Annotated in this window: 20 protein-coding genes and 1 tRNA gene; 1 reads left to right on the top strand and 20 read right to left on the bottom strand. The window is 37.1% G+C overall.

The genetic code is table 11. From position 1 onward, the window contains the following. Positions 1 to 388: 388 nt before the first annotated feature. The 15 genes from lysS to spoIIE form a co-directional block, all read right to left on the bottom strand. Entirely contained in the window at positions 389 to 1,870 is a 1,482-nt protein-coding gene (gene lysS / locus ACTNEP_RS19595) for a lysine--tRNA ligase (protein WP_441163648.1), read from the bottom strand. A 325-nt stretch (positions 1,871 to 2,195) separates the two neighbouring features. Continuing rightward, positions 2,196 to 2,438, bottom strand: a complete 243-nt coding sequence (locus ACTNEP_RS19590) for a helix-turn-helix domain-containing protein (protein ID WP_441163647.1) — start codon at positions 2,436 to 2,438, stop codon at positions 2,196 to 2,198. Further along, the gene (gene folK / locus ACTNEP_RS19585) at positions 2,390 to 2,920 is read right to left on the bottom strand and encodes a 2-amino-4-hydroxy-6-hydroxymethyldihydropteridine diphosphokinase (protein ID WP_441163646.1); all 531 of its coding nucleotides are present in this window, start codon (positions 2,918 to 2,920) and stop codon (positions 2,390 to 2,392) included. Before folK ends, ACTNEP_RS19590 begins: the two co-directional genes overlap by 49 nt. After that, entirely contained in the window at positions 2,917 to 3,282 is a 366-nt protein-coding gene (folB, locus tag ACTNEP_RS19580; RefSeq protein ID WP_441163645.1) for a dihydroneopterin aldolase, read from the bottom strand. The genes folK and folB overlap by 4 nt, the downstream gene beginning before the upstream one ends. Beyond that, positions 3,275 to 4,111, bottom strand: a complete 837-nt coding sequence (gene folP / locus ACTNEP_RS19575) for a dihydropteroate synthase (protein WP_441163644.1) — start codon at positions 4,109 to 4,111, stop codon at positions 3,275 to 3,277. The genes folB and folP overlap by 8 nt, the downstream gene beginning before the upstream one ends. Before the next feature lie 245 nt (positions 4,112 to 4,356). Beyond that, on the bottom strand, positions 4,357 to 5,283 hold the full coding sequence (gene cysK / locus ACTNEP_RS19570) for a cysteine synthase A (RefSeq protein ID WP_441163643.1): 927 nt from the start codon (positions 5,281 to 5,283) through the stop codon (positions 4,357 to 4,359). Between the two features lie 96 nt (positions 5,284 to 5,379). Beyond that, positions 5,380 to 6,300 carry a peptidyl-prolyl cis-trans isomerase gene (locus tag ACTNEP_RS19565; protein ID WP_441163642.1) on the bottom strand — a complete coding sequence of 307 codons (921 nt, stop codon included), beginning with the start codon at positions 6,298 to 6,300 and terminating at the stop codon, positions 5,380 to 5,382. 12 nt (positions 6,301 to 6,312) lie between these two features. Beyond that, positions 6,313 to 7,188, bottom strand: coding sequence for an Hsp33 family molecular chaperone HslO (hslO, locus tag ACTNEP_RS19560; RefSeq protein WP_441163641.1), 876 nt, complete (start codon positions 7,186 to 7,188; stop codon positions 6,313 to 6,315). Positions 7,189 to 7,206: 18 nt separating this feature from the next. Continuing rightward, positions 7,207 to 7,989, bottom strand: a complete 783-nt coding sequence (locus ACTNEP_RS19555) for a type III pantothenate kinase (protein WP_441163640.1) — start codon at positions 7,987 to 7,989, stop codon at positions 7,207 to 7,209. Positions 7,990 to 8,287: 298 nt separating this feature from the next. Then, positions 8,288 to 10,318: an ATP-dependent zinc metalloprotease FtsH gene (gene ftsH, locus ACTNEP_RS19550; RefSeq protein WP_441163639.1), complete on the bottom strand. Its 2,031-nt coding sequence runs from the start codon at positions 10,316 to 10,318 to the stop codon at positions 8,288 to 8,290. A 97-nt stretch (positions 10,319 to 10,415) separates the two neighbouring features. Continuing rightward, positions 10,416 to 10,961: a hypoxanthine phosphoribosyltransferase gene (gene hpt, locus ACTNEP_RS19545; protein ID WP_441163638.1), complete on the bottom strand. Its 546-nt coding sequence runs from the start codon at positions 10,959 to 10,961 to the stop codon at positions 10,416 to 10,418. Positions 10,962 to 10,972: 11 nt separating this feature from the next. Next, positions 10,973 to 12,379, bottom strand: a complete 1,407-nt coding sequence (gene tilS / locus ACTNEP_RS19540; RefSeq protein WP_441163637.1) for a tRNA lysidine(34) synthetase TilS — start codon at positions 12,377 to 12,379, stop codon at positions 10,973 to 10,975. Between the two features lie 66 nt (positions 12,380 to 12,445). Next, complete coding sequence (locus tag ACTNEP_RS19535; RefSeq protein ID WP_441163636.1) at positions 12,446 to 13,390, bottom strand: serine/threonine protein kinase; 945 nt, start codon at positions 13,388 to 13,390, stop codon at positions 12,446 to 12,448. Then, positions 13,362 to 14,096 carry a VWA domain-containing protein gene (locus ACTNEP_RS19530; RefSeq protein WP_441163635.1) on the bottom strand — a complete coding sequence of 245 codons (735 nt, stop codon included), beginning with the start codon at positions 14,094 to 14,096 and terminating at the stop codon, positions 13,362 to 13,364. Before ACTNEP_RS19530 ends, ACTNEP_RS19535 begins: the two co-directional genes overlap by 29 nt. 86 nt (positions 14,097 to 14,182) lie before the next feature. Then, a complete protein-coding gene (gene spoIIE, locus ACTNEP_RS19525; protein ID WP_441163634.1) occupies positions 14,183 to 16,639 on the bottom strand; it encodes a stage II sporulation protein E in 2,457 nt (818 codons plus the stop codon). Positions 16,640 to 17,116: 477 nt separating this feature from the next. Between spoIIE and ACTNEP_RS19520 the strand changes: the two genes are divergently transcribed. Next, positions 17,117 to 17,190, top strand: a tRNA-Met gene (locus tag ACTNEP_RS19520). Between the two features lie 254 nt (positions 17,191 to 17,444). Here the strand turns inward: ACTNEP_RS19520 and ACTNEP_RS19515 are convergent. The 5 genes from ACTNEP_RS19515 to ACTNEP_RS19495 all read right to left on the bottom strand — a co-directional run bounded on the left by ACTNEP_RS19515 (position 17,445) and on the right by ACTNEP_RS19495 (position 19,524). Next, positions 17,445 to 17,855, bottom strand: a complete 411-nt coding sequence (locus ACTNEP_RS19515) for a S1 domain-containing RNA-binding protein (protein WP_441163633.1) — start codon at positions 17,853 to 17,855, stop codon at positions 17,445 to 17,447. Positions 17,856 to 17,929: 74 nt separating this feature from the next. Beyond that, entirely contained in the window at positions 17,930 to 18,307 is a 378-nt protein-coding gene (locus ACTNEP_RS19510) for a septum formation initiator family protein (RefSeq protein ID WP_441163632.1), read from the bottom strand. Positions 18,308 to 18,332: 25 nt separating this feature from the next. Next, positions 18,333 to 18,896 carry a spore cortex biosynthesis protein YabQ gene (gene yabQ, locus ACTNEP_RS19505; protein ID WP_441163631.1) on the bottom strand — a complete coding sequence of 188 codons (564 nt, stop codon included), beginning with the start codon at positions 18,894 to 18,896 and terminating at the stop codon, positions 18,333 to 18,335. Beyond that, on the bottom strand, positions 18,893 to 19,192 hold the full coding sequence (gene yabP / locus ACTNEP_RS19500; protein WP_018934276.1) for a sporulation protein YabP: 300 nt from the start codon (positions 19,190 to 19,192) through the stop codon (positions 18,893 to 18,895). The genes yabQ and yabP overlap by 4 nt, the downstream gene beginning before the upstream one ends. 71 nt (positions 19,193 to 19,263) lie before the next feature. Beyond that, positions 19,264 to 19,524, bottom strand: a complete 261-nt coding sequence (locus tag ACTNEP_RS19495) for an RNA-binding S4 domain-containing protein (protein ID WP_441163630.1) — start codon at positions 19,522 to 19,524, stop codon at positions 19,264 to 19,266. Positions 19,525 to 19,541: the final 17 nt, after the last annotated feature.

The following is a 19,541-nucleotide window of genomic DNA, read 5'->3' as shown; positions in this document are numbered from 1 at the left end:
ACAGGACGTCGCGTTCTTAATCGGTAACATCTGACCTTGCTCGCTTCTATAAGCTAGCTTGTTTCATGTTTAAAATCATACTGGTTGTTTTGTTCAGTTTTCAAAGATCAATCGTTGCTGTCTTTTTTTGCGACAGCTTTTATATCTTATCATCTCATCAACATAATGTCAACAACTTTCTTTGCTTTTTTAATGTTGTTATTTAATAGATGTTAGAGACTTTTTTGTTATGTCGTTTTCAGCGACGTTTAAAAATATAACACGGATCGTTATTTAAAGTCAACAACTTTTTTTGTTTTTTTAAACAAGTTAATTGAAGCTTTTTTTCTTACAATATTCTATAAAAAAGAACCTCGACCAATTAGCTCGCCAAGGTCCTATCCTATAACTATTTATTGCGCATTTGAGGGAAAAGTAAAACGTCTCGAATAGATGGAGAATTGGTTAATAACATAACGAGTCGATCAATACCTATTCCTAAACCACCAGTTGGAGGCATACCATACTCTAATGCTTCAAGGAAATCCTCATCCATTTCGTGCGCTTCATCATTACCCTGTTCTTTTTCTTTAACCTGCGCTTCAAATCGCTCTCTTTGATCGATTGGATCATTTAATTCAGAGAATGCATTTGCATGCTCGCGTCCCACAATAAAGAGCTCAAAGCGATCTGTGAAACGTTCATCCTCTTTATTCTTCTTAGCCAAAGGAGATATTTCTACAGGATGACCATATATAAATGTCGGCTGAATTAATTTATCTTCCACTTTCTGTTCGAAAAATTCATTAACAATATGTCCATAAGTCATTGTATCTTGGATTTCTACACCGTGTTCTTTCGCTAAAGCTTTCGCCTCGTCATCTGACATCTCTTTCCAAAAGTCAACACCAGTATGTTCTTTAATTGCATCTACCATATGAAGTCTTGTCCATTTTGGCGCTAAATCAACCTCATCGTCACCATAAGCAACTGTTGTAGATCCCGTTACTTCTTTAGCAATATGAGAGACCATATTTTCAACAAGTTCCATAATATCGTTATAGTCTGCATATGCTTCATATAATTCAATCATGGTAAATTCCGGATTGTGACGAGTAGATACACCTTCATTACGGAATACACGACCAATTTCATAAACCTTTTCCATACCACCAATAATCAATCTCTTTAAGTGTAATTCAATTGCAATCCGCATATATAAAGGGATATCCAATGCATTATGGTGCGTTACAAACGGACGTGCGGAAGCACCGCCTGCAATACCATGCATCATTGGTGTTTCTACTTCTAAAAAGCCTCTTTCATCCAAATAACGACGCATTGATTGAATGATCTTACTGCGAAGAACAAATGTGTTTTTGCTTTCCATATTCGTAATTAAATCTAAATAACGTTGTCGATAACGCTGCTCTACATCTTTTAAGCCGTGAAACTTTTCTGGCAAAGGGCGAAGCGATTTCGTTAGCAATGTGAATTCACTTGCTTTAACAGAAAGCTCCCCTACATTTGTTTTAAAAACAGTTCCTGAAACACCTACAATATCTCCTAAGTCTGCTGACTTGAAAATCTCGTATGCTTCTTCCCCTATCTTATCCTTACGCACATACAATTGAACTTGCCCACTTAAATCTTGTATATGAGAAAAGCCAGCTTTTCCTTTACCACGTTTAGTCATAATTCGTCCAGCCACGGTTGTTTCAATGGCTTTTTCCTCTAATTCCTCTTTAGAGAATTTGTCGTATTGCTCTTTTAGTTCCTCTGCCAAATGGGTACGAACAAATTTATCACCAAACGGATCAATCCCCTGTTCGCGGTAGCTGTTCATTTTCTCCATACGTACACGCATATGTTCATTCAGTTCTTCGCTCATCCTGTTCACCTCAATAATTAATTATATATGACATATATCAAAAAACTGCCAGCATCAAACTGGCAGTATCTCATTCATGATTAGTATAGAAAAGGAACTTGATTGTGTCAATGTATAGACACTTAGGAAACCGGTGCTTTCGCTCTATTGTTCTCCATAATCCATAATAATTCTTGTCGTTCTTCTTTGGATTCCGTTTTATTAACCTGATTAAGTACTTTACAAGTTCTTTTAAATACCATACTGCGTGCTTGCGCCTTTAAGTCGCCAGTATAAATAAATGTCGTTCTGGCTAGTGCTTAGACAATGGTTTGGAATGTCAATGTCATGTGTTTTCGACATATCCATTCTTCTCACTTTCTTTTACTTTAGGCTGTAATTCTTCTAACGTAATACCGAGCTTAGTTGCAATTTCCTCCAAATTATCCATCGTAGGGTTTCGCTTACCTCTTTCAATCTCTCCTAATTGCGAAACAGATATTCCAAGTTCATCTGCAAATTCTATTTGGGTATATCCCTTTAACTTCCTAAATGCTTTGATTCGTTTACCCCATCTGTTTGCTGCCATTTGACTACCCCTTCTTTGTCTTGTGCAGGTATTCTAGCTAATAGTTCTGTTATATTCTGATCTAACTGTTCGATATATATCAGTGAATTTATTTCTGCTAATGGAATTAAAACAAATGCTCGTTCATGTAATCTTGGGTGTGGTAAAATTAATCGTTCTGTTACCATATTTTCTTTACTATATACTAAAATGTCAAGATCAATTGTTCTTGGACCCCATTTTATTTCCCGTTTCCTACCGAGATTAAGCTCAATACGTTGACAAAGATCTAACAGGGAAATTGGATCTAAATCTGTCTCCATTTCGATTACCATATTGAGAAATTGCTCTTGTTCGACCAAACCGACCGGATCTGTTTCATAAACAGAAGATTGATCTTTTATTTCTATTTTATCATGTTTTGCCAATTGTTCGATAGCTTTGTTTAAATAGGTTAATCTTGGTTCTATGTTAGATCCAAGAGCTATATATACTTTTTTCATATAGACTTCATCCTATGTACTTCCACAGCAACCGACTGATAATGTCCTGGAATAGGTGGATCAGGCTTGATTACTTTAATAGTACATGCTTTTAATGGATCAAACTGGGCCAATAGTGTTTCGGCAATCTCTTCAGCCACTGCTTCGATTAAATTTTTAGAACGCCCTTCAACAATTTGTTTTGTCAATTGATAAACAAGCCCATAATCAACAGATTGGTTTAAATCATCCGTTTTCCCTGCACGCTTCAGATCCACTTCTAAAATTACATCTACCAAAAATCGTTGTCCTAACTTTTTTTCTTCTGGGAATACACCATGAAACCCGTAAAAAGCCATTTGATTAAGATAGATTTTATCCATTCTGTACACCACCCTTACCGATTAGCTTGTCCATCATTTTGACCATTCTTACATGCATCTCAACGTTATGGACTCGGACAATTTCACAGCCTTTCATGATACCGAAGCAAACAGTTGCCCCTGTTCCTTCATCACGTTTATCCACTGGTAAAAGTAAAGTTTGCGCAATGATAGACTTACGAGAGGTTCCCAACAAAACCGGATAATCTAATTCTCTCAATCGATCCATTTCCTGCATTACTTGAATGTTCTCTTCGTAAGTCTTAGCAAATCCAATACCTGGATCGAGAATAATCTGTTCTTTTTTTACTCCTGCATCTAACGCAATCTGGATACTCTCCTGCAAATCACTTAACACGTCTTCCATTAATGACTCGTACTTGGGAGTTTCTCGATTGTGCATCAATATAATCGGAACATCCCATTCCGCTGCTACCTTTGCAATATCCGGTTCCTTCTTTGCCCCCCAGACATCATTGATAATCGATGCTCCAGCTTCTATTGCTTGCTTTGCCACCTTTGCTTTCCATGTATCAATAGAAATGGGTATATTTATTTCATCAACCAATGCTTTAATAACCGGAATAACTCTTTCTATTTCCTCCGATTCTGATACTGGGGTGTGTCCGGGTCTAGTTGATTCACCACCAATATCGATAATATCTGCACCTTCTGCTTCCATTTTTTTTGCTTGACGGATGGCTGACTCGATATTATGATATTTTCCCCCGTCTGAAAACGAATCTGGTGTAATATTTAAGATACCCATGACTAATGTTTTTTCCTGATAATGATAATCCTTTATTTTAGTTCGTAACCATTCTTGCATGATACCCCGTCCTTAAGAAAAAGTAATCTATAATCTATTCATAACAAAATATTATAACATAAAAAGGCAAGGAAAGTTTAGAGCTGTTGAAAAATATTTTCTACTACTAGCACTGTTTTTATCCTGTAGATAAAACGAGACTATGATCAAGCAGGGTTTTACAAAAGCTGTTACACATTTACGTAAAAAAAGAACCCGTTTCACTAAAACTGAAACGGGTTCTGTCTTTATTAAATCATTTGTTTTTATTCTTCATCGAATTGATAAAGTGGTGTTGATAGATAACGTTCCCCATTACTTGGAAGTACTGCAAGAACTTTTTTGCCCTTACCCAGTTTTTTCGCTACTTGTTTAGCGGCAAAAATAGCTGCACCTGATGAAACACCACCAAGAACACCATCTTTACGAGCTGCTTCCCTAGCTGTATCATAAGCTTGGTCATTCGTTACTGTAATTACTTCATCGTAAACATCCGTATCCAGAACTTCTGGTACAAATCCCGCACCTATTCCTTGAATTTTGTGAGGACCTGGTTTGCCTCCAGATAAAATAGCTGAATCAGCTGGTTCTACCGCATAAATCTTAATGTCTTTGTACTGCTTCTTTAAGACTTTGCCTGCTCCAGTTATGGTTCCACCAGTTCCGATACCTGAAACAAAGGCATCCAGCTGGTCACCCATTTGCTCAACGATTTCTTTACCAGTCGTACGAGCATGAACAGCAGGGTTCGCCGCGTTATTAAACTGCTGAGGCATGAAGTAGCCATGTTCTTTTTGTAATTCTGTTGCTTTCGCAATTGCCCCTTTCATACCCTCTGCACCTGGTGTTAACACTAACTCTGCACCATAAGCTCGTAAAAGATTACGTCTTTCCATACTCATTGTATCCGGCATTACTAAAACTGCTTTATATCCTTTAATAGCTGCAACTAATGCTAGACCAATACCTGTATTGCCACTTGTTGGTTCAATAATAGTATCGCCATCTTTCAACAGGCCTTCTTCTTCTGCCGCTTCAATCATCGCAAGCGCAATTCGGTCCTTTACAGAACTACCAGGATTCATAAATTCCAACTTTAAATAAATCTCAGCACCTTCAGGATCTGCAGTACGATTTAACCTCACAATCGGCGTGTTTCCAATCAATTCTGCAACATTTTGAGCCACCTTCATTCCAGTTCCTCCTCAAATCCAAGTAAAATTATTGGTTTTATCTACAATTTACATGAAACGGTATTCAATGTCAACCCATAAATTGGAAGTGTCTGGTTAATTAGCATCATTCTTATATATTACATCCACCTCTAATTGATCCCATAGACCAGAAGCATTTACTTCAGATTCTAATTGATCTAACGCTATATCCTGCCTCACCTCTTCATACGCTTCTTCAAAACTTAAATCTATAGCAGGAAGATGCTGATGATGAAAGATAATAGCATATCCATTATCTACTAATAACGGGTCACTATATGTTCCAGCCTGTAATGAAATAGCCGTGTCATAGTATTCACTTGGTATAAAACTGCTCGTTTCAGAATAATATCCTAGATACCCTCCATTCGTTGCACTTTCTTCGTCAATGGAAAGGTCTGATGCAACCTCACTAAAAGGCTCTCCCTCATCTAATCTAGCCATCGCATACTCTGCTTCTTGTAAAGTAGAAACGAGTATATGGGAAAGCTGGACCATATCATTAAAGCGGTATTGGTTTTTATAAAATTGATAATATTCTTCTATTTCAGCTTCAGAGACACTGATATTTTTGCTTAAAAGATGTTGTAAATAATAACGGTATTCAATCTGTTCTGCCCATTTTTCAGTCTTTTTCTCTTTTTCTTCTTCTGACAGTAACCCTTGCATCACCATCATTCTAGCTAATTCACGATCGATTATTTTAGGATGTATTTCTATATTTTCATCCTCTGCCAATTGAAAAACTACTTCTTTATCAATTAAATCGTGTAATACCGACTCGCCATATTGATCAACTAATTCGCTCATCCAATCTTGATACATAATTTTTTCATCGCCGACTTGTGCTAATGGTTTTTTCCGATCAACCGATATCTCTTCTAATACTACATTTTCGTCTGAAAGGCCCTCTCCCGAAAGGATAAAAATAGTTGTCATATTGGTAATGAGCAATAGTAATATAATAGACCATAAAACCAAACGCGATACCCTCAACTATTACTCCCCCTATTGTACTGTCTTTAATGCTCGTAGCTCATCAATGGTGAACTTGTATGTTTCATTACAAAAATGGCAAGATGCTGTTGCACCATGATCCTCTCTTATCATCGCATCAATCTCTTCATTTCCTAAACTTTGGATTGCTGCTTCCAGCCTTTCCTTTGAACAAGGGCAAGTAAATTGCACCGGTAAGCGTTCATGAATTTTCACATGGTCTTTACCTAGTAACAACTCTAATATTTCCTCCGGTTGTTTTCCATCTTGAATTAACTGTGATATTGGAGCAATAGTGGCAATGTTTTCTTCAATTTTTGCTATTGTTTCTTCTGATGCTCCAGGCATCATTTGAACAATAAATCCACCTGCCGCTAAAATGCTGTGATCTGGGTTTACTAAAACACCTGCTCCTACTGCAGACGGAACTTGTTCGGAATTAGCTAAATAATACGTAAAGTCCTCACTTATTTCCCCTGATACAATCGGAACTTGTCCAGTAAAATGGTTTTTTAATCCTAAATCTTTCACAATGCTTAGAGTTCCCTCCGTTCCAACAGCTCTTCTGACATCTAGCTTCCCTTGAGCATTGGATTCAAAGTCAACGTGAGGATTCACTACATAACCACGCACTTCTCCTTTGGCATTTGCATCAGCTATAATTGCCCCCATTGGCCCATTACCTTCCACTTTCACAGTCAACTTATCTTCGCCTTTCAACATCGCACCTAACATGGTCGATATCGAAATGGTTCTTCCAAGTGCCGCAGAAGCTGTTGCCCACGTATCTTGACGTCTGCGTGCTTCTTCCACTGTATCTGTAGAACGGATGGCGTATGCTCTTACTTCTCCGTTATAGGCAGTTGCTTTTAATAAATAATCTTTCATATTGTAAAAACGTCCTTTCTATTTTGCAAAATCTTTCTCATTCTTTTGATACACTTCATATAATCCTTTTAAGGTTAGATAGGGATCAACTATATCAATGACAGACGAATCTTTCGCAATTAATGTTGCTAAACCACCAGTGGCAATCACTTGTGGCGATCCTCCAACCTCTTCTTTTATCCGATTAACAACAGCATCTACTTGACCAACATATCCGAAATAAACACCAGATTGCATTGCTTCTACAGTTGAATGCCCCAATACTTTTTTTGGTTTCTTCAACTCAATTTTTGGCAGTTTGGCTGCATTTTGATATAAGGCGTCTAAGGAAATATTAATGCCCGGAGTGATTACCCCACTAACATATTCATCCTCTTCATTAAGGTAGCAATAAGTTGTTGCAGTACCGAAATCGATAATAATACTCGGTGTACCATATTCTTTTATAACACCTACTGCATTAACGACACGATCGGCACCTAACTCCTTAGGGTTAGGATACTTCATTTTCAAGTATGGATTCACCTTTTCATCACCAATTATCATTGGATTACAATGGAAATATTTATCTGCCATACGTTGGAGGGCAAACAAAATCGGTGGAACGACTGATGAGATAACAATACCATCAATGTCAGAAAAAGTGAGACCTTCATGGGCCAAAAGGGATTGAATAAACATGGCATACTCATCTTCCGTTTTGTTTTTATCTGTTTGCATTCGCCATTGGTATGTTAATTGTCCCTCATTAAATACTCCTAATACAGTGTTTGTATTACCAACATCTAATACAAATATCATAATATCCTCCACAATAACTTATATATAATTGTTTACTTATTCTCATATTGTATAGCTTGTAACCAATCCGTCGCAAGTTTTATGGTTAAAAGCCAATTATATCGCACGTAAGAACACAAAAAAACCTTGACATGGTAGCTAATTCGAGTACTTACATACGCTATGACAAGATACTTCACTTTGCTAAGTTTTCTGATTTTTTAAAAGAAGCTATACACAGTTTACATTTTTTGTGCCTCTTTTTCTCTTGGAGCGTAAAAAAGCAGTTCCTTTTAAATATAGGAACTGCTTCTCCATGTTATTGTTTATCCTTGTCATTGGAATCTTCCGTTGATTTGTCTTCGTCAAAATAGCTTTTCGAATCTTGATCAAAATAACTTTCCTCAGACTTCGGTTGTATATTCACTTTAAAATCAGATGACTTGTCATTTTCCTCGTTTGTTTCATTTGCATCACTTGTTTCTGTAGCTGATGTTTTTTCTTTTCCATCTTGTTCAGAAACAACGGGATCTGGTAGTTTACCCTCTTCAAACAATGATTTTATCTGACCAGCATCTAACGTTTCTACCTCTAACAATGTCTTTGCAACAAGTTCTAACTTGTCACGATTCTCAGTAAGAATTTGCTTTGCACGCTCATAGCATGATTGGATAAAGTGTTGAATTTCCTGATCAATTTCGTATGCAATTGCATCACTATAGTTCTGTTCACTTTGCATATCACGACCTAGGAATACTTGACCTTGACTGCTACCGAATTGTAACGGACCAATCTTATCACTCATACCATATTCCATAACCATCTTCCGTGCAATTCCAGTTGCACGCTGGAAGTCATTATGAGCACCAGTACTTACTTCACCAAAAATAATTTCCTCTGCTACACGGCCACCTAACAGACCGGTAATTTTATCAAATAACTCTGGCTTTGTCATAAAGTAGCGATCTTCACGCGGAAGCATTACGGCATATCCACCAGCTTGACCACGAGGTACAATCGTAACCTTATGCACCATATCCGCATCATCGAGTACCATACCGATAATCGTATGTCCACTTTCATGATATGCGACAATATTTCTTTCTTTTTCAGAGATAACCCTACTTTTCTTCGCAGGACCGGCAATGACACGATCAATTGCTTCATCGACAGATTCCATATCGATTTTTTCCTTATCATGTCTTGCTGCAACAAGCGCTGCCTCATTCAATAAGTTTTCCAAATCAGCTCCCGAGAAACCTGGAGTTCGCATAGCGATAGTTTTTAAATCTACGTCATCTGCTAATGGTTTATTACGGGCATGAACACCTAATACATCCTCACGACCCTTTAAATCTGGGCGGTCTACTGTAATTTGACGGTCAAAGCGTCCCGGACGTAATAAGGCTGGATCTAAAATATCTGGTCTGTTGGTTGCGGCGATAATGATAATTCCTTCATTCTCCCCAAAACCATCCATTTCAACAAGTAATTGGTTCAAGGTTTGTTCACGTTCATCATGACCCCCACCTACACCAGCTCCACGCTGACGTCCAACTGCATCAATCTCGTCGATAAAGATAATACACGGGGCATTTTTCTTCGCATTTTCAAACAAATCACGAACACGTGATGCACCGACACCTACAAACATTTCCACGAAATCCGAACCACTAATAGAGAAGAACGGAACGCCTGCTTCACCTGCAACTGCTCTTGCTAATAATGTTTTACCTGTACCTGGAGGTCCTACTAATAAAACCCCTTTTGGAATTTTGGCACCAATAGCAGAGAATTTACGCGGATCTTTTAAGAAATCCACCACTTCTACTAATTCTTGCTTTTCTTCATCCGCACCAGCAACATCTCTGAAACGAACTTTTTTCTTTTCTTCATTGTACATTTTCGCCTTACTCTTACCAAAGTTCATCACACGGCTACCGCCACCCTGAGCCTGGTTAAGCAAGAAGAAAAATAAGATAAATATAATAACAAATGGAATCATAGTCGTTAAGAACGTTACCCATCCACTTGGTTGTTCTTCTTCTTCCACACTTAATATTCCTTGGTCTTTGGCAGTTTCTTCAACTTGTTCGATGATACCTGGACTATCTAGGATATTAGTAATAAAGGGTTTATCATCTTGCTCTAATTCCCCTACCACACGTATGACACCATTGGAAGGGCGCATTTCCATTTGTGTGATTTGGTTATTTTCCAATGCTTGCATAAATTCATTTACTTTTAATTCTTCAGCCTGGTTGTTTTGGCTGCTGAATACTGATATGATCCCGATCACAACCAAAAAGATTACGAAATAGAGGATCACATTACGTATAATCCGATTCATTGCCTACCTCCTCCCGAAACGAGAAAACTATAGTAAATAGTATCATATTGCAAGACTTTATGACAACTAATTACAACTGACACCTGCTTCATTTGAATTATTCTTCTCCACCATATATTTCCGGCATTAAAATACCGATATATGGAAGGTTACGATATTTCTCCTGATAATCTAATCCATAGCCTACTACAAACTCATTCGGCACTTCAAAGCCCACCATATCAGCCTTAATATCGACCGTTCTACCTTCTGGTTTATCTAATAAAGTAACAATTTTTATCGATTTTGCCTTACGATATTTAAACAAATCAACTAGATAACTTAATGTAAGACCACTATCAATAATATCTTCAATAATTAAAATATCGCGTCCTTCTACTTTAGTATCTAAATCCTTTACTATTTTAACTTCACCAGAGGATCGCATTTCATTCCCATAACTGGAGACATCCATAAAATCCATTTCCAAATGTGTATTAATTGAGCGTAATAAATCCGACATGAAAGGTAATGCTCCTTTTAACACACCGATTGCCAACGGAAATTTTCCGTCGTATTCTTTCGTTAACAGTTCACCAAGCTCTTGACATTTTGCTTGTATTTGCTCCTCCGAAATTAATATTTCCTTAATCTCATTATGCATCTTGCTGCCTCCTAATGACTTGAATCTGTATATGTTAAGATAATATATTTATTAACAGAACTTTTACTTGCTATTTCGGCTTTTTTTAAGCCAGTAATCCAAAGTAAAGATCCATCTGCACCAAATATGAGTGGCCAATTGTCTCGTTGATAAGCAGGAACCTTCTCATCAATAAAAATATCTTTTACTTTCTTGCGACCATTTAACCCTCTCACCATCATCCGGTCCCCAGGCGCTCTCACTCTCACACTCAGTGGTAATAATGATTCACATTCAATCGGGATATGTAAAGTCTGACTACTTTCACAGATGTGACCTGAGGTATATTCTGCTTTTAGAGTGGCACCATTCGGTAAGGTGATTTCACTTGGAATCTTGATAACTTGATGATCTTTCCATTCCTTATTGACCTGGGAGAGAAAGTGGAAACGCAGTTCCTGATAATTTTTTGTTACTTTCAGTGCTTTAGGAAAATCTAATGTAACATTACTTTTACCTTGCGTTAATAACAAAAAAAAGTCCTTTTCATGCTGAGTTGTTATATCTGTCGGTACGTTTTGATAAAGATAGTTTAATATTAGATGAAAGGCTCGTCTTTGTAAAGCTATCGGATAAGAGCGAAAAGTTTCAATATGGAAAAACGCCACATTTCCTTCATATGTTACTACTTCTTGTACCATTTTTTCTGATTGTTCTTGGATATATTGCTTGTCTTCCGCCAAACGCTCTGTCATTTCCTGTACATGATGATGTACTTGCGGATCTTGTTGCTTTAGCAATGGTAAGACTTGTAGACGGAAGAAATTACGTGTATAGACGGTAGATTTGTTCGAAGGATCTTCCCTGGGAACAATGTGATGTTCTCGGCAATACTGGTAAATCTCATCCTTGGATAAACATAGCAATGGCCGAATGATATACCCCGTTGCCAATCTTCTTTTTACCGGGATTCCAGTTAAAGATGCTGGATTCGACTGACGTACCAACCGCATCAGTACTGTCTCGACCTGGTCATCACCATGATGTGCCAAGGCTAAGAAATCAGCTCTTGTTTCTTCCATGATCTCTTCAAATACTTGATAGCGCATGGCACGTGCTGCAAGTTGTGTTCCTTCCTTATGTATTTCCTTTCGCTTCTTAACATCGATCTGTCTCGCAATACAAGGAGTTCCTAGTTTCTTACAAATACTTTTTACGTATTGCACATCTTTTGCAGATTCTTCCCCTCGTAGACCATGGTCGATAGAAACGGCCATAATTTTTAAGCGTAACTCGTCTCGTACACTTGCTAAGAAATGTAATAATAATAAGGAATCTGCTCCACCCGAAACGCCTACCAAGACCGTAGCATCACTATGTATTAATTGATGTCTCTTCATAAATGGCATTAATTTATCGTAAAGGGTTGACTTATTCAAACACCACCACCCCATCCAATTTCGTTTACATTATTTTAACATAATATGAGTAATAAAATCCTATTATCACATAAATAATGTAACATAAAGATAGCAAGCACCTCCAATAGTTAATATACTGCCGATTTCCAAGAAAGGATAAACCCCTTCTTGTGAGTTTCTTGCTTGATGATTACTATTTCGCCTGTCTCTTCTTGCTTTCTGATCCATAAAATAACTTAGCAAATAATCTTTAACCTGCTCTGCCTCGTTAATCGAATTATTAATGAGCATCCATAACAATTTTCTTAATGGCTCCATCGTTACTGCTTGATTAATTTTCTGTTGAAGTGTTTTTTTAGGATTGTTTCCTTTGGTAAAACCATTTGGATAATAAACACGTAAAATCACCATAGCTAATGCAAAAAGATCGTAACCTGGATCCGCTTTGCGTGAGCCACATTGCCAGTAAGCTCGATCATAGAACTCCGTGTACTCCTTGATCGACCTGCCTTGTAAGGTTGTTCCACCGACATCCACCCATCTTAATTGAACAGGTCTTCGAGAAACAATTAGGTTTTCTATCTTTAAGTCACCAAATACATATCCCTGTTGATGTAATACATGTAGATCATTAGTAAATTTAATTAACAGCGATAATAACACTTCATGGCCATTTCTTCTAATATAATCATGCAAGGACTCTCCAGAAATATACTCCATCACATAAAAGGAATAATTATTGCCATTCTGTGCCTGGTAATCATCAACATCTATTAAAGAAGGTCCAAGGTGGTAACCTTGAACCGCTTGGAAGGATTTTAATACATTTACTTCAGAACTAATAGAGGCACTTTGTTTACTGATTTTTAATGCAACCTGTTTGTTTTCGTGTACACAAAGGTAAACGGTGCCAATCGCACCACTACCTAGTCTTCTTACAACATGGTAGTGATGTCGGTGCCACTTACCTTTCACTATTTGTCCTTTCTTTAAATGTATATCAGGCTTCTTCGATGTCTGTGTAATCATCGCGCATAAATCTCCTTCTTAACGACTTCTTACCAAATTGATACATTGCTTCTTTTAAGGCTGGACCAGTTGGTGTAATACCTCCACTTGAAATTTTTGCAAATATAGCAGTGATGGAATCTAGTTTTGAAGTCCAATCTACCAATTGTTGCACAGGCTTTTTCCGTCCAGGGAATTGATAAACAGCGAAGCGACTTCTACCAATTCTCGCATTCATACTAATAGATAAATCGATTAGCGCTTCTTGTACAGTTGGCAATTTATTTGTCATGCTGGCACTTGTATCTACTAGTACTAACACCTCTAAATCACATGTTTCTCCTAATTCATCTACTACTTCCATTACTTCTCCTCGCTGGTCTGGAGGTAACTCTTCCATTGTTTTTTCACTACCTAGTATTTGCTTTAACTCATTATTCACTACACCTTGTAATGTTTCCGTCATCGCTTGTTTGGTAACAGTTTGGACAGTTTGTGCTAAGGCATCCTGATAGACAATCTGACTAACCCCCTGACCATTGCTAGCAATATCTTCGACTTCATCCAATCCTTCAGGCTGTTCTGAATGATCATCCTCTAAAATCCCAATAACATTAACAGTAATTCCTTGTTCTGCTACTAAACTAGCTACTAGTGCTGGATCTTCTCCCTGGTTCGAACAACCATCTGTAATTAAAAGAATTTGTTTAAGTGTCCCTGTTTTCATATCGTTTTCCCTCCTATTATTGGTCACTAATTAATAGTAAGGTTCGCCAATAATGGAAGAAATTATACGTTTGACCTTAACGCCTTTTAACTAATGTCTTCCCTTTCAAATTGATGGAAAGAGCGAATTGGCGCCCATTGTGGTTGGTTTTCGGTAATCTGAGCTACTAAAACGGTCATATCATCCTCAATCTCGCCACTTTGCGTCCTGATCACCTCTTCTAGTAACAAATCTGCAATAGCCTGAGGTTCTTTTGTTTCCATTTCGAGCAGCTTCCGTTTCAACCAAAGATCTACATTTTCTATATCCTTTGGACCTTCAAAAATACCGTCACTCATCATGATCAAAAAATCTCCAGGCTTTAATTGCGTACTAACTACATCCACTTCTACTTCTTGGATTATTCCAATTGGCAGGTTACTAGCTTCTATCTTCTCTACACTATCACTCCGCATAATAAAACTAGGAGTCGAGCCAACCTTTAAAAATTGAACAACTGCCTGATGAAGATCTATCATTGCTAAATCTAATGTCGCATAAATTTCTTCATTAGTTCGCAGTGCTAAAATAGAGTTAATTGATTTAATCGCCACTTGCTCGTGTAAACCAGATTCTAAAATTTGCTGTAATAAGCGTAATGTTTCCGTACTTTCTTGATGTGCCCTGTCACCGTTACCCATTCCGTCACTAATAGCTAGTGCATATTTTCCAGCTCCTAGCTCCATCGATTTATAGCAATCTCCTGATATTAATCCTCCTCCCTTCGCCGCATGTGCTACTCCTGTATGAATAACATACTTTCTTGCTGAGCTAAAGGTGAAAAAGCTGTGCCCTTTTGCTAAAGGAGATAAATCTTCTGTCACGACAATGATTGTTTCATCTAAAATATCCGAGAGAATAGGTGCAATGATTTTGGCTGCTTCCCCATGGTATTGCTGGAATGCAATCACCATTTCGATATCGATATTTCCTTTCTCCAGACTATAGATATCTAGCTTCTCAAGCTCAATACCTACATGCTTTAATGCTGCCACAATCTCCACTTCCTGTTGTTCATGATTTTCTTTTTCCTTAAGAATTTCATTTGCGAAATTTTCCATTACTTCCGACACACCATTTAACTGATCTGCTACAAATCGTCTACTTTCTAACACTTGCTTCTTCAATTGTTTGTTTGCTTGAAAAAAGGATAATTCCTGTTGCATCGTATCGATAACCTTACGAGATTTAATACAATGATTTTCAAATTGTCTATTTGTTATATTATTCAATTGATTATCTGTTTCCAATTGATCTTTTACATCCCTCATTAAATCGTAGGTCTTATCGAATTGTTGTACCCAGCAGGTTTCCTTTTTAAAGCAGGTCTGGCAGGTTTTTTCCGTGACATTACTTAAATAATAGTCTACTTCTAAATCCTGTTCCTGCCATTGACTAGACTCTGTTTGAAAGCTACGAGATAATGCTTTAAATACATTGGAGAACCGTTCAACCCGGTGTGCTGTCACATTACGAACTTTTTGCAAATATTGTTCCTGTTCCCTTGTATGCTCTACCGTTCCAGGTATATATTTGGCAATCTGTTTAATCAATTTGCTCGGTGTAAGGACAAATAGTAAAATCGCTAATGCCGATTCAAGTAATGCTGTTGTCAAATACTCAAAAGAATCACCATATAAGCTAATTAACAAGGTGCTGATTAATAAACCTAAACTTACAGCCAGCTTCCTGCCTTCTTTTAACAATCCTCCTAACAATCCGGAAAATGCTAATAAACTCATTTGAAACATATTAGCTATATTAGCCAGGCTTAATATTAACCCAGCGACAACACCAACAGTAGAACCAATTGCAGCACCGCCAACCAGCGCAAGAACCAATACTAAGTACCGTGCAAATACTTGTTCCATCTGTGCTTCATATATTTGTACGCCAATAACTCCTGTTAGTACCGAGGCTAATAAAATAATAAAACAAACAATTTCTTCATTTTTTAATAAAGGTTTATATCTTTTTGGTGATAATAGCGGAATACTTTGCATAAAGATAAGTAATAAAACAGCTGCCAATATTCCCTCAACAAAAGCGATGATCCACTCCAGGTACGTTAGTTTAGTTGTCATCGCATAGATGCTGATTCTAGGAATACTAGCTGCAAAAAAGACGAAGAACGGTAGAAACCTCTCAATCGATTTAGATTGATAAATAAAAAAAGAGAGGACTATTAAGATTGACACTGATAAAAAAATATAGAAGCTATGTGTTAGACTGTATGTAAATGCTCCTATTAAAGAGAATGTAATAAGGGGAAGCACCTTGTCTCGACGCAGAAACCATACTGCTGCAACAAACGCAATAACAAATGGCGAAAGTGTCGATAGGATTACCGCTCTTCCTAATAGAAAACCAATAATACAAATAAGCAAACCTTTCTCAAACATTAAGCTTGTCCATTGTTGGCCGATCTTTTGCCGTAAATTACTCATCATCGGATGAGTACCGGAAAAAAAAGATTTTGGTTTATTATCCGTATACGTATTCATTTATATCACTCCTCTGTCCACATTAAATCACATCCCCTCTCGACATTTTGTCAAAACAAGGAAGATGCCGTTCCAAAAAGTTCGACGCTATTCTTTCAATACAGAACGAAACGACATCCCCTTGTCGCTTATCCTTCCAATTATCCCGATATTTTTGACAGACTATGTTGATAGAGAAAAGATAATGATAAAGTGAGACGATGATCAGTGGAGAGCTTACAAACGTTTAGCACCGTAATAAAATCAACCACAAAACTACCGATCTGTCACTTGATGGTGATAGAAAGCACAGTATACTACCGAACCGTATCATAACACCCATTAACATGCAGAATGGAAGAAACTTGCACCGTTTAATATGACAAAGAAAAAGCGTCATTTCCTCGAAAAATTTGGATTTGTTTGTTGACAGATGGATAAAGCTGTTGTATTATATTTTTTGTGTCTTTGAAAAAAGACAGCTTCCTTTCATATGATGGCGGTGTAGCTCAGCTGGCTAGAGCGTACGGTTCATACCCGTGAGGTCGGGGGTTCGATTCCCTCCGCCGCTATAAAGTAAAAGACTTGGCAAAATGATGTGCATCGTAAAAGTTAGACGAAACGATTCTAACTTTTACGGTGCAGTACAAAATGCCAAGTCTTTTTTGATAAGAAGAGCAAAACTACCGCTCCACATTATTCTTTCGATTATGCTAATATGCCTAGACAGTATAAAAAAAGCTGCCGGTCAGTTGATCAGCAGCTTTTCTTGATGGTATATAATTACGAGCACATCCGTCTTTTTACGCTACATAGACAGCAAGCTTTAGCCTTTTCTCGCCCCTCGTCCTCCGCGTTTGGATTCTGTATGCTTTCTTAAAGTCGCTAAGCGATCTTCAGAATCTTTTAAGAAACGATTCATTTTTTGTTCAAATGATTCACTTCTTTCACGGGTATTTTTTGGATTACTTTGATTTTTGCGACGATTAGATGGTGCAGGATTATCTTTTGCTTTCTTAATAGATAAACCGATTTTACCATCATCTTCTACATTAAGAACCTTTACTGTTACTTCGTCACCGACAGTTAAGTGTTCATTAATGTCTTTTACATAATTATCGGCAACTTCACTAATATGGACAAGACCTGTTTTTCCTCCAGGCAATTCAATAAACGCTCCAAAATTAGTGATTCCTGTTACCTTTCCCTGCAGCTTGCTGCCTACTTCGATTGACATAAAAAAATTGCTCCTCCTTAGATTTTAAAAAAAATATACTACAACTACATTATAGCCAAGCAATTAAAACGGTGTCAATAAGATGAGTCCTCTTCAGGTAATTTGAAGACGATCTCTCCTTCTTCCGTAAAGAAATAATTGGTTTTTGCAATTTGTAATAAATATTCTTCGTCATTTAAAAGTTCTATTTCTTCTTTTAGTTTCTTTTCTTCATTTTGAAGACTAATCAATTCATCGGAAAGCTCGGTATATTCCTGTTGCATATCCTGGTATTTCAGACGTTGATCAATGTGATACGTTACAAGGCTGATCATGGTGATGGTGGCGACTACGCCAAATAATAATAACCTACGATATAATTTCTTTTTTCTGCGTTTCTGCCGTTTCATTTGTGCATCATATTTTTCAATATATTCGTGATTAATACGTGATACCTTATTTCGTCTGGCCATATCACCATTGCCTCCTTGCATAGAATTATTCTTTTCTCTTTATTTTACTATAAAATCGATAAAAAGGGTGCAAAAATTTTGGCACATTTTTTGGTAGTATTGGTGAAATAATAGAAATAAGCATCTTAAATGGCCACCCTAATCCTTTTAATAGTAAAAGAATTAGGGAAAATAAAGTAGTAAATATCTTGGTAATACATACTACTACTAATGATACGATAAACACGACAGGCTTTACAATAATAAGCTCTACTATACGGTAAATAAAGCGATATATACGTAATACTATTCGTATGATCAAATCTACCATTCGATTAAAAGCCTGTTCAAACAGACTTTTGAACATAGCATAACCACACAACACAGCAACAAATATATATAACCGTAATATCCCTTCATTCACCAAAAACAGGACAAAATATAAAATAATCGCTTGTACCAACCAAAACAGAAGCTCCAGCACATATTTCCATATTATGCTTGATGTCCACAAGCGTTCCATCCGTTTAAACGTATGATAACTGGCACCAAGATAAACGCCAGATAACATCATCGTAATAATTGTGATGAATTGTGTACTTAACGTCATTTGAATAGCTTGCTAAACAATCCTTTAGCCTTCTCCCCGTGCTGCTCGTCCAAATAAGATAACTCATAAATCTTACCCTTAATGGAAACATGGCCGGATTCTACATCGAGGTTTTTCATTTGCAAATTATCCCCGCGAATTACAAGATAACCCATTACCGTTTGCAAAAGAAATTCTTCACTATCAAAGCTATCAACTTCTTTTACACCATCTATCTCCAACAGACGGCGATTGGTCATTTTAACGTGGTGTTCCATTTGTGGTGCTGGCATCGTTTTTTTATCATAGTAATTCATTCGTTCTTCCCTCCCTTTTATCCATCACTAATATATGAATAAAAGGACAAGTTTAGAACTTTATTAGCAAACTATTGATTGATATATTCTTCATGTTTAATCGTATATAAATTACTTGCTTCCTCTTTTTTTACCGTTTCTTTTAAATCGTCAATTTGGATGGTTAATAGTTTCTGACCAAATTGAATCTTCATCTCATCTCCTACCGCTACATTAGTAGCTGCTTTTGCAACATTACCATTTATAATGATTCTACCTTGATCTGCGATTTCCTTTGCTAGTGTCCTTCGTTTAATTAAGCGAGAAACTTTTAAAAACTTATCCAGTCGCATAGATAATTCCCTTCCTC

The organism is Gracilibacillus sp. HCP3S3_G5_2 (assembly GCF_052063305.1).
Classification (GTDB): domain Bacteria; phylum Bacillota; class Bacilli; order Bacillales; family Amphibacillaceae; genus Gracilibacillus.
The sequence above is the reverse complement of the archived record's forward strand: the minus strand, read 5'-3'. Positions and strand labels throughout refer to the sequence as shown.

What these genes read in the sequence shown, in the direction of transcription:
- lysS (WP_441163648.1), bottom strand. Translation starts at nt 1,870, where the DNA reads ATGAGCGAAGAACTGAATGAACATATGCGTGTACGTATGGAGAAAATG.
- ACTNEP_RS19590 (WP_441163647.1), bottom strand. Translation starts at nt 2,438, where the DNA reads ATGGCAGCAAACAGATGGGGTAAACGAATCAAAGCATTTAGGAAGTTA.
- folK (WP_441163646.1), bottom strand. Translation starts at nt 2,920, where the DNA reads ATGAAAAAAGTATATATAGCTCTTGGATCTAACATAGAACCAAGATTA.
- folB (WP_441163645.1), bottom strand. Translation starts at nt 3,282, where the DNA reads ATGGATAAAATCTATCTTAATCAAATGGCTTTTTACGGGTTTCATGGT.
- folP (WP_441163644.1), bottom strand. Translation starts at nt 4,111, where the DNA reads ATGCAAGAATGGTTACGAACTAAAATAAAGGATTATCATTATCAGGAA.
- cysK (WP_441163643.1), bottom strand. Translation starts at nt 5,283, where the DNA reads ATGAAGGTGGCTCAAAATGTTGCAGAATTGATTGGAAACACGCCGATT.
- hslO (WP_441163641.1), bottom strand. Translation starts at nt 7,188, where the DNA reads ATGAAAGATTATTTATTAAAAGCAACTGCCTATAACGGAGAAGTAAGA.
- ACTNEP_RS19555 (WP_441163640.1), bottom strand. Translation starts at nt 7,989, where the DNA reads ATGATATTTGTATTAGATGTTGGTAATACAAACACTGTATTAGGAGTA.
- ftsH (WP_441163639.1), bottom strand. Translation starts at nt 10,318, where the DNA reads ATGAATCGGATTATACGTAATGTGATCCTCTATTTCGTAATCTTTTTG.
- hpt (WP_441163638.1), bottom strand. Translation starts at nt 10,961, where the DNA reads ATGCATAATGAGATTAAGGAAATATTAATTTCGGAGGAGCAAATACAA.
- ACTNEP_RS19535 (WP_441163636.1), bottom strand. Translation starts at nt 13,390, where the DNA reads ATGATTACACAGACATCGAAGAAGCCTGATATACATTTAAAGAAAGGA.
- ACTNEP_RS19530 (WP_441163635.1), bottom strand. Translation starts at nt 14,096, where the DNA reads ATGAAAACAGGGACACTTAAACAAATTCTTTTAATTACAGATGGTTGT.
- spoIIE (WP_441163634.1), bottom strand. Translation starts at nt 16,639, where the DNA reads ATGAATACGTATACGGATAATAAACCAAAATCTTTTTTTTCCGGTACT.
- ACTNEP_RS19515 (WP_441163633.1), bottom strand. Translation starts at nt 17,855, where the DNA reads ATGTCAATCGAAGTAGGCAGCAAGCTGCAGGGAAAGGTAACAGGAATC.
- ACTNEP_RS19510 (WP_441163632.1), bottom strand. Translation starts at nt 18,307, where the DNA reads ATGGCCAGACGAAATAAGGTATCACGTATTAATCACGAATATATTGAA.
- yabQ (WP_441163631.1), bottom strand. Translation starts at nt 18,896, where the DNA reads ATGACGTTAAGTACACAATTCATCACAATTATTACGATGATGTTATCT.
- yabP (WP_018934276.1), bottom strand. Translation starts at nt 19,192, where the DNA reads ATGAATTACTATGATAAAAAAACGATGCCAGCACCACAAATGGAACAC.
- ACTNEP_RS19495 (WP_441163630.1), bottom strand. Translation starts at nt 19,524, where the DNA reads ATGCGACTGGATAAGTTTTTAAAAGTTTCTCGCTTAATTAAACGAAGG.